Origin of the sequence: Fodinibius sp. (assembly GCF_041642155.1) — a bacterium.
Lineage (GTDB): Bacteria > Bacteroidota > Rhodothermia > Balneolales > Balneolaceae > Fodinibius.
In genome coordinates this window covers 1-2,616 of the sequence record NZ_JBEPWZ010000368.1, presented here as the reverse complement: position 1 = coordinate 2,616, position 2,616 = coordinate 1, and the positions used below count along the sequence as shown (strand labels likewise).

2 protein-coding genes are annotated in these 2,616 nt (G+C 49.4%); both read right to left on the bottom strand.

All coding sequences use genetic code 11. From position 1 onward, the window contains the following. A partial coding sequence (locus ACESLU_RS14025; RefSeq protein ID WP_372639256.1) for a M16 family metallopeptidase occupies nt 1-946 on the bottom strand: 946 nt, incomplete at its 3' end. Between the two features lie 291 nt (nt 947-1,237). Next, nucleotides 1,238-2,616, bottom strand: a 1,379-nt coding sequence (gene pnp, locus ACESLU_RS14020; protein ID WP_372639255.1) for a polyribonucleotide nucleotidyltransferase, incomplete at its 5' end; no start/stop codon positions are given.

Below are 2,616 nucleotides of genomic sequence, written 5' to 3'. Positions count from 1 at the left end.
CCTCATCGGTGCCTACGTAAATGCCATACAAGCCGGTGTCTTTGTACGACTGATTAAAGGAGGTGATCGTATAGCAATAACCGTATTTCTCCCGTACATTTTGATGCAGGCGGGAACTCATCCCTCCTCCCAGCACGGTATTAGCCAACAACAGCCGGTACTTGTCCCCGTGATCGTAATCCAATCCCCGGCGTCCGGCGACCAGGTGCGTCTGCTCTATCGGTTTGGTGAGCTCAAGCTGATTAATTTCATAATCAGGCAGCGTCTGATCCAGCTCCTTCACCCCTTTGGATGATACGTCGGCAAAAAAACCGGATACCAAATTGACCACTTTTTTGTGATCCACATTTCCCGCCACCGCCACCAAAAGATTGGACGGCTGGTAGCGATCGTCCATATAATCATAAAGATCTCCCCGGTCAAAAGAGGAGACCGTTTCTTCGTAGCCAAGGGTCGACTGTCCCAGGGGGTGTCCCTTGAAAGCGTGAGCCACAAATTGTTCGAGAAGATAATCATTCGGACTATCGCGGTACATCTTCATCTCCTCAATAACTACTTTTTTTTCTTTCCGTATCTCATCCTTCGGGAATGAGGGGTGCAGTATCATATCGGAAAGCACATCCAGCGCCCGGTCAAGCTGCGTGTTGAGACAACGCGAATAGTAGCACGTATATTCCGAAGAGGTAAACGCATTCAGGTAGCCTCCCACCGATTCCATGCTCATGGCAATGTCGTATGAGGAGCGCGAGTCGGTGCCTTTAAACAACATATGCTCCAGAAAATGAGTCACTCCCGACTGTTCCTGGCGCTCGTTCCGGCTACCCGTCTTTACCCATATCCCAACGGCCACGCTTTTAACACTTTCAAAATGCTCGGTGACAATAGTAAGTCCGTTATCCAGTATTGTTTTATTTACCAGGTCCCGGTTCTGAGATTCTTGCTTCATGATTGAGATAACCTAAACATTGATTTAAAGAAACCTTAGCAATTCTGTCCGCCTAAACACTCGTGCGACGGTTTAACAGGCTGAAACCCTCCTTGGAAGCGAACCCGTATTTCTCACAAGGATGTATGGCGTGTGTTGTAACCTTATGATACAGATAAATTTCCTGGTGAGAAATCCGGGTTAAACCAGCCATTCGATATGTTTGTTTTTCAAAGCCCTTTTAAAGAAAAACGCCACCCCGAAAAAGAGATGGCGTTTCATGTAATACTTTTGGGAGAAGTATTCGGAATATTACTCTTCTCCCTCTTTCGGAAGTAATGCTTTGCGCGAGAGGCGAAGCTTGTTGCCGTGCTCTACCTTAAGCAGCTTCACATCAAGTTCATCGCCTACCGACAACACATCACTTACATTGTCCACGTGACTGTGATTAATTTCAGAGACGTGCAGCAGCCCGTCCTTGCCGGGGACAATCTCGACAAAAGCACCATAATCCTTGATGGCTTTTACCGTACCGTGGTAGGTTGCCCCTTCTTCCAGATGTCCCACAATACCTTCAATGCGTTTCTTCGCTTCTTCAGCTTTGGCAAGCGCATCAGCCGTAATCGTAATCTTGCCTACGCTCCGTTCTTCATCTTCCTCTACCCAAATTTCGGTATCGGTTTCTTTCTGGAGGGTCTGGATTACTTTTCCGCCGGGACCAATAACCGATCCGATTTCGTCGGCATCAATTTCCATATTGATAAACTGTGGAGCGAACTCCGAGATATGTTCTCTCGGTTCTGAAATAGACTCGGCCATTTTATCCAGAATGTGCAGGCGTCCCTGACGGGCCTGCTCAAGGGCTTCCTCAAGCTTCTCGTACGAGATGCCGCTCACTTTCATATCCATCTGGCAGGCCGTGATACCGTCCCGGCTTCCGGCTGTTTTAAAGTCCATATCTCCCATAAAATCCTCTTCCCCGCGGATATCTGAGAGTACGACCGACTCATTGTCGCCGACGATCATCCCCATGGCGATTCCGGCCACGGGTTTTTTCAGCGGTACGCCGGCATCCATAAGTGCCATGGATCCACCGCATACCGAAGCCATTGAGGAAGAACCGTTGGACTCCGTAATGTCGGAGATCACGCGAATGACATATCCGAACTCATCAAAAGTAGGCATTAGCCTGCCGATCGACCGCTCGGCCAGGTGTCCGTGACCGATTTCGCGGCGGCCGGGCCCACGCATGAATCCGGCTTCCCCCACGCTGTAATTCGGGAAGTTATAGTGCAGGAAAAACGTCTTGTCTTTCTCGGTCAGCAGGGTATCTACCGCCTGGGCATCCTGCTTTGTTCCCAGTGTTACCGAAACCAGTGCCTGTGTTTCACCCCGCGTGAAGATAGCTGAACCGTGAGTGCGCGCCAGGTAATCCACCTGTGTCCATATATCCCGGATATCCTCGGGCGAGCGTCCGTCTATGCGTCGTTTCTTTTCGAGGATTAATGCCCGGAGTTCATGCTTCTCTATTTTACTCAGGATTTCCTTGATCGTGCCTTTTTCACCAGCATATTCTTCCGTATCCGTCAGCTCTTCGACAACATCATTTTTAACCTCGTCCAGTTTTTCGCCGTATGATTCTTTACCGAGTCCGGTACTTACCACTTCACGGATTCTCTGCTCAGCGAGCT